This window comes from Actinomadura livida, assembly GCF_014648675.1.
Classification (GTDB): domain Bacteria; phylum Actinomycetota; class Actinomycetes; order Streptosporangiales; family Streptosporangiaceae; genus Spirillospora; species Spirillospora livida.
Genome location: NZ_BMRO01000001.1, coordinates 62,533 through 69,288, shown reverse-complemented (window position 1 = coordinate 69,288; position 6,756 = coordinate 62,533). Strand labels below are relative to the sequence as shown.

General features: G+C 75.8%; 6 protein-coding genes. 4 read left to right on the top strand and 2 right to left on the bottom strand.

The genetic code is table 11. From position 1 onward, the window contains the following. The first annotated feature begins 86 nt into the window (after positions 1-86). The gene (locus tag IEZ03_RS00280) at positions 87-494 is read left to right on the top strand and encodes a hypothetical protein (protein WP_184890535.1); all 408 of its coding nucleotides are present in this window, start codon (positions 87-89) and stop codon (positions 492-494) included. Positions 495-538: 44 nt separating this feature from the next. Here IEZ03_RS00280 and IEZ03_RS00275 read toward each other — a convergent pair whose 3' ends face one another. Continuing rightward, positions 539-1,309, bottom strand: a complete 771-nt coding sequence (locus IEZ03_RS00275; RefSeq protein ID WP_184883170.1) for a nuclease-related domain-containing protein — start codon at positions 1,307-1,309, stop codon at positions 539-541. A 310-nt stretch (positions 1,310-1,619) separates the two neighbouring features. Here IEZ03_RS00275 and hrpB point away from each other — a divergent pair, with 310 nt between their 5' ends. Next, positions 1,620-4,148, top strand: coding sequence for an ATP-dependent helicase HrpB (gene hrpB, locus IEZ03_RS00270; protein ID WP_184883172.1), 2,529 nt, complete (start codon positions 1,620-1,622; stop codon positions 4,146-4,148). Here the strand turns inward: hrpB and IEZ03_RS00265 are convergent. Beyond that, positions 4,135-4,887, bottom strand: a complete 753-nt coding sequence (locus IEZ03_RS00265; protein ID WP_184883174.1) for a TetR/AcrR family transcriptional regulator — start codon at positions 4,885-4,887, stop codon at positions 4,135-4,137. The two genes, hrpB and IEZ03_RS00265, sit on opposite strands and share 14 nt — an antisense overlap. 94 nt (positions 4,888-4,981) lie before the next feature. Here IEZ03_RS00265 and IEZ03_RS00260 point away from each other — a divergent pair, with 94 nt between their 5' ends. Both IEZ03_RS00260 and IEZ03_RS00255 read left to right on the top strand, forming a co-directional pair. Then, positions 4,982-5,962, top strand: coding sequence for an ATP-binding cassette domain-containing protein (locus IEZ03_RS00260; RefSeq protein ID WP_229807873.1), 981 nt, complete (start codon positions 4,982-4,984; stop codon positions 5,960-5,962). Further along, on the top strand, positions 5,959-6,756 hold the full coding sequence (locus IEZ03_RS00255) for an ABC transporter permease (RefSeq protein ID WP_132053823.1): 798 nt from the start codon (positions 5,959-5,961) through the stop codon (positions 6,754-6,756). Before IEZ03_RS00260 ends, IEZ03_RS00255 begins: the two co-directional genes overlap by 4 nt.

The following is a 6,756-nucleotide window of genomic DNA, read 5'->3' as shown; positions in this document are numbered from 1 at the left end:
CCCGTGCGGGCGGCGGCGCCCGCGCCGGCGCCGGCGCCCGCACGGGCGGCGCCGCCCGTCCCGGCACCGCCGGCGGGCCGGGACGGGTGCTGGTCGCCGTCTACGGGATCTTCGCGCTCGCGGCGGGTGCGCGCGCGGGTGTGCAGATCGCCACCAGGTTCGCGGAGGCGCCGCTCGCCTACGCCCTGTCGGCGTTCGCCGCGGCCGTCTACGTCGTGGCGACGGTCGCGCTGGCCCGCGGCGGCCGGACGTCGTTCCGGGTCGCCGTCGCCGCCTGCGCCACGGAACTGGCGGGCGTGCTGATCGTGGGGACGCTCAGCCTCGCCGACTCCGCGGCGTTCCCCGACGAGACCGTCTGGTCCGCCTACGGGCGCGGCTACGGCTTCGTCCCGCTGGTGCTCCCGATCGTGGGCCTGCTGTGGTTGCGCCGCACCGCCCGCACAGGTGGCGGGCCCGAAACGGGCGGTGGGCGCCCTGTGGGCGGCGGCGTGTGAGCCCTCCGGCCACAGGTGTCCGGTGCGCACGGGGCGCGGGATGATCACGCGGCGGCCGCCGGGGGCGTGATGCGCCCGCCGATGGGGAGCGCGTGCACCGCGGCCCTGGTGATCGCCTCGACCTCGTCGGGGGAGTGGTCGGCGGTGGGGTTGCGGCTCATCCAGCGGACCAGCTTCAGCGGCGGCGCGAAGACGATCCCGTCGGCGGCGAAGGGCGACTTGACGATCTTGCCGCCGTGCACGGCCAGCACCGGCGTCACCTTCACCGGCACCTCCGCGACCCGCGAGATCAGCTCGGCGGCGGCGTCGGCGCGCGCGGTCAGCCCGCGGACCAGCGCGGACTGGGTCCGGCCGTCGATGAACAGCCGGCCGCCGTGCTGGGAGATCTCCGCGTCCGGCTGCCACGCCTCGTTGTGCACCAGCCACACGCCGCCCGGCCCGAACACCAGCTGGTCGGCCTGCCCGTGCCCGGGGACCGTCCGCTCGTACAGCACGCGGTGGCCGCGCCGTTCCAGGGTGTAGCGCAGCACCCGGTTCATCCGCTGCTCGCCGCGCAGCCCGCGGCGCCACACGCTGGACGCGTGGTAAACGCGCCAATGGACGTACGCGTCCGCGGACGCCACCAGAACCGCCATCAGGATTCCGAAAACGGCGTTCACGAGCAGCCCGCACAGTATGAGCGTCGCCCCCGCCAGAATTGCGCGGGTCCGCAGTCGGCCCTTTCGGCCGCGCTGCCAGAGGTCCTCGTATACCGCCTGGGGCGAACCGCCGGTGAACGCGGCCCGGTCCCTCAGGTAGATGGAGCTGCCGATCATGAGACCCTCCCAGCACCCTGCGATGACGGCTTCATTATGGGGATGGGGACGGCATTGTCGCCACACTTTGCAAGGTGACGTTCATCAAACGCAAAAGCAAGTGACGGTACGGGGAGCATTGCCTACCTGCTGTTCTCCGGCGGTTGGGCCGGCGATTCCTGGGGAGAACTCCGACATGGCCTCTGTGAATGGCTGAAAGGCGCAGTGCAACTTCCATCGCAATGCTCGGAGCCTTTTTCATTTCGGTCGCTTTTCCGGCACGGGCGATCACCGAACGCACTGTGCGCCCCGGTGCGGGCACACTTGTCGGATGCACATCAGCGACGCCGAGGGCCTCCCCGTCCGGGACGCCGTCCCGGCCTTGCGCGCGGCACTGGACGACGGCGGCGCGGCCGTGCTGGCGGCGCCGCCCGGCACCGGGAAGACGACCCTGGTCCCGCTCGCGCTCGCCGGGCTCGCCCTCGGCGGCCCGCCCGGGGCGGGGAAGGTCCTCGTCCTGGAACCGCGCCGCCTCGCCGCCCGCGCCGCCGCCCGCCGGATGGCGTGGCTCCTCGGCGAGCGGGTCGGCGGACGGGTCGGCCTCACCGTCCGCGGCGAGAGCCGCCCCGGTACACGCGTCGACGTCGTCACGACCGGCGTCGTGCTGCAGCGCCTCCAGTCCGACCCGGAGCTCGCCGACGTCGGCACGGTCATCCTGGACGAGTGCCATGAGCGGCACCTGGACGCAGACACCGCGCTGGCGTTCCTCCTGGACGTCCGCGCGGCGCTGCGCCCCGACCTGCGCGTGGTCGCCGCGTCCGCCACCGCCGACACCGGCCCGTGGGCGCGCCTCCTCGGTGACGCCCCCGTGGTGGAGACCCCGGCCGCGCTCCATCCCGTCGAGACGGTCTGGGCGCCGCCGCCGCGCCCCGTCGCGCCGCCCCACGGCATGCGGGTCGACCCGGCGCTCCTCGGGCACGTCGCCGCGACGGTGCGCCGCGCCCTGGCGGAGCGGGACGGCGACGTCCTCTGCTTCCTGCCCGGCGCCGGGGAGATCGCCCGCGTCGCGGGCATGCTCGGCGACGCCCCGGCCGAGATCCTGCAGGTGCACGGGCAGGCGCCGCCGGCGGTGCAGGACGCGGTCCTCGCCCCGTCCGGGCGCCGCCGCGTCGTCCTCGCCACCTCCGTCGCCGAGTCGAGCCTCACCGTCCCGGGGGTCCGCGCGGTGGTGGACGGCGGCCTCGCCCGCGAGCCGCGCACCGACCACGCCCGCGGCCTCGGCGCCCTGACGACCGTCCGCGCGTCCCGCGCCACCGCCGCCCAGCGGGCGGGACGCGCCGGACGCGAGGCCCCTGGCACCGTGTACCGCTGCTGGACCGAGGCCGAGCACGAGCGGCTGCCCGCCCGCCCCCGCCCCGAGATCGAGCTGGCCGACCTCACCGGTTTCGCGCTCCAGACCGCCTGCTGGGGCGACCCCGGCGCGAGCGGCCTGGCGCTGCTCGACCCGCCGCCGCCCGCCGCCCTGGACGCCGCCCGCACCACCCTGCGCGCCCTCGGCGCCCTGGAGGACGGCGGCGTCACCGGCAGGGGCCGCGCCCTCGCCCGGATCGGGCGGCACCCGCGCCTGGCCCGCGCCCTGGTGGACGGCGCCCCGGAGGTCGGCTCCCGCGCCGCCGCCGAGATCGTGGCCCTCCTCTCCGAACCCCCGCCGCGCTCCGCGGGCGACGACCTCACCGCGACCTGGCGCGCCCTCCGCCGTCCGGGCCGGCCCGCCGACGCCCATGCCGCACGCTGGCGCGACGAGGTCCGCCGCCTCCGCCGGGCGGCGCACGACGACGGACCCGTTGAAGGCCCGGCGGGGGATGCGCCCTCGGACACCTGGGCACGGCGCGGGGACGACGCCGTGGCCGGGGTCGTGGTGGCGCTGGCGTTTCCGGAGCGGGTGGCGCGGGCGCGCCGGGGGAGCGGCCACCTGATGGCGTCCGGGACGGGCGCGGTGCTCGACGCCGGCTCGGCGCTGGCCGGGGCGCGGCCGGCGTGGCTCGCGATCGCGGCCGCCGACCGGCCGTCCGGATCGGCGTCGGCGCGGGTGCGCCAGGCCGTGGTGATCGACGAGGAGGTCGCGCGGTTCGCGGCGGCGCCGCTGCTGGAGACCGCCGAGGAGATCGCCTGGCGGGACGGCGACGTGGCGGCGCGCCGGGTCGAGCGGCTCGGCGCGATCGAGCTGGACGCGGCGCCGCTGCGCGACCCCGATCCGGAGCGGATGCGGGCGGCCCTGCTGGAGGGGCTGCGCGCCGAAGGGCTCGGCCTGCTGAACTGGACGGCGGCGGCCACCGGCCTGCGGCGGCGGCTGGCGTTCCTCCATCACGCGCTGGGCGACCCGTGGCCGGCCGTGGACGACGCGGCGCTGCTCGGCCTCGTACCGCAGTGGCTGGCGGGCGCGCGGCGCCGCGCCGACCTGAAGCGGGTCGACGTGGCGGCGATGCTGCGCGGCCTCCTGGCCTGGGACCAGGCGAAGCGGCTCGACGAGTACGCGCCCGAGCGCGTCGAGGTCCCGTCCGGGTCGCGGATCAGGGTGGACTACTCGGGCGAGCGGCCCGTGCTGGCCGTGAAGCTGCAGGAGCTGTTCGGGTGGGACGCGGCGCCGCGGCTGGCGGGCGGGCGGGTGCCGCTGGTCGTGCATCTGCTGTCGCCGGCGGGCCGTCCCGCGGCGGTCACCGCGGACCTCGCGTCGTTCTGGCGCGAGGGGTACCGCGCGGTGCGCGCGGAGCTGCGCGGACGCTATCCCCGGCACCCCTGGCCGGAGGATCCCGCGCAGGCCGTCCCGACGAAGCGGACCAAGCGGGCTAGCGGGAGCTGATCAGCACCTCGATGCCGTCCAGGACGCGGGCCAGCCCGAACTCGAAGGCGCGGGCCGGCGCGACGGCCGCGTGGTACTCCTGCCCGGCGGCGGTGCCGACGCGCGTGCCGACGGGATAGTCCTCCTCGTTCACGAACCGGTCGAGGAAGGGGGCGCTGGCCTCCCACCACTGCTCGTCGCTGATGCCGGTGCGCCGCTCGGCCTCGGCGGCGTTGACCGAGGTGCGGGCGGCGCTCTCGGCGAACCCGGTGACGAGCGCGACGACCGCGTCCATCTCCAGGTCGGTGAGCCCGAGGCCGTCCACGGCGCGCAGCTCGTACTCGTACTTACCGATCGTGTTCGGGCCCATCGGCGGGCGCGTCACGGTGATCTGCAGCAGCCAGGGATGGCGGTGGAACAGGTCCCAGTTGTCGCGGGCGATGTGCTCCAGCCGGGCCCGCCAGGAGTCGTGGTCCGGCGGTGCCAGCTCGCCGTACGCGCGGTCCACCATCACGTCGATCAGCTCGGCCTTGCCCGGGACGTAGGTGTAGATCGACATCGGGGACACGCCCAGCGCGTCGGCGATGCGCCGCATCGACAGGGCGTCCAGGCCCTCGGCGTCGGCCACCTCGATCGCCGTCCGGACGATCTCCTCGGCGGTCAGCCGGGGCTTCGGGCCGCGCCGCGGGGGCTCCCTGACCCCCCAGAGGAGCTCCAGGCTGCGCCGCGGATCGCCGGCTCCGCTGTACTCGGTCGTCACGGCTCCGATCCTCTCAGGGATGAAACTCTGTACTGCGTACGTTATATTGGCCCGGATGGAAACTCCGTATGCCGTACAAAGTTTGGGAGGACCCGTGGCCGAACCACGCTTCGCCGTCGAGGCGGAAGGGCTGCGCAAGCGCTACGGCGGCCCCCGCGACGGAACGCAGGCCCTCGACGGGCTGGACCTGCGCGTGCCCGCGGGCACCGTGCACGGGCTGCTCGGCCCGAACGGCGCCGGCAAGACCACCGCCGTCCGGGTCCTGACCACCCTGGCCAGGCCGGACGGCGGGACCGCCCGCGTCGCCGGGCACGACGTGGTGCGCGAGGCGGCGCGGGTGCGGACCCGGATCGGGCTGGTCGGGCAGCACGCGGCGGTCGACGAGGTCCTCGGCGGGCGCCAGAACCTCGTCATGTTCGGCCGCCTCTACCACCTGGGGACCGCGCGGGCGCGCCGCCGGGCCGACGAACTGCTGGAGCGCTTCCGGCTCACCGACGCCGCCGACCGGCCCGCGGGCGAGTACTCCGGCGGCATGCGCCGCCGCCTCGACCTGGCCGCGTCCATGATCCTCGCGCCGCCGGTGCTGTTCCTGGACGAGCCGACCACGGGCCTCGACCCGCGCGGCCGCAACGAGGTGTGGGACGCGATCCGCACCCTCGTGGACGGCGGGACCACCGTCCTGCTCACCACCCAGTACCTGGAGGAGGCCGACCGGCTCGCCACCGGCATCTCGGTGGTCGACCACGGCCGCGTCATCGCCGAGGGCGCCCCCGACCAGCTGAAGGCGCGGCTCGGCGGCGACCGCATCGAGGTCGTCCTCGACGACCCCGGCGCGCTGTCCGCGGCGGCCGGGATCGTCGGCCGGGTCGCGTCCGGCGAGGTCGACGTGGACGCCGAGGCCCTGCGCGTCGGGGCACCGGTGACCGGGCGGGCCGCCGCGCTGACCGAGGCCGTCCGCGCCCTGGACGAGGCGGGCCTCGCGGTCGCGGACATCGGTCTGCGCCGCCCCACCCTGGACGAGGTGTTCCTGCACCTCACCGATGCCGGCAAGAGTGAGAAGGAGGTGCCCGCGTGAGCGTCCAGACCCTGCGCTGGGCCGTCGCGGACGGCCGGACCCTGACCGGGCGAGCGCTCGCCCACTGGGCGCGCCGTCCTGGGGAGGTGGCCGTCGCGCTGCTGTTCCCCGTGATGGTCGTGCTGATGATGGGCTACCTGTTCGGCGGCCAGATGGACGTGCCCGGCGGCGGGAGCTACCGGGAGTTCATCGTCCCCGGGATGTTCGCGCTGACGATGGCGTTCGGCGTCGAGACGACGTTCGCCGCGGTCGCCGGCGACGCGGCCAAGGGGGTGACCGACCGGTTCCGCGCGATGCCGATGGCGCCGTCCGCGGTCGTCGTCGGGCGCGCCGCAGCCGACATGCTGCACTCGGTCGCCGCGCTGGCCGTCATGGCGGTCTGCGGCGTGCTGATCGGCTGGCGCGTCCACGACGGGATCGCCGGCGCGCTCGCCGGGTTCGGGCTGCTGCTCCTGCTGCGCTTCTCGCTGGTGTGGATGGGCATCTACCTCGGCCTGATGGCCAAGGGGCCGGAGTCGGTCGCGGCCGTGCAGATCCTGGTGTGGCCGATCGGGTTCCTGTCCAGCGCGCTGATCGCGCCGAGCACGATGCCGGGCTGGCTCGGCGCCATCGCCGAGTGGAACCCGATGTCGGCGACCGTGACGGCGTGCCGGGAGCTGTTCGGCGATCCCGGCCAGGCGGGCACCTCGTGGGCCGCGCAGCACAGCGTCCTGATGGCGGTGGTGTGGCCGCTGGTGATCGCGGCGGTGTTCATCCCGCTGTCGGTGCGCCGCTACCGCGCCATGGGCCGGTAG

What these genes read in the sequence shown, in the direction of transcription:
- IEZ03_RS00275 (WP_184883170.1), bottom strand. Translation starts at nt 1,309, where the DNA reads ATGATCGGCAGCTCCATCTACCTGAGGGACCGGGCCGCGTTCACCGGC.
- hrpB (WP_184883172.1), top strand. Translation starts at nt 1,620, where the DNA reads ATGCACATCAGCGACGCCGAGGGCCTCCCCGTCCGGGACGCCGTCCCG.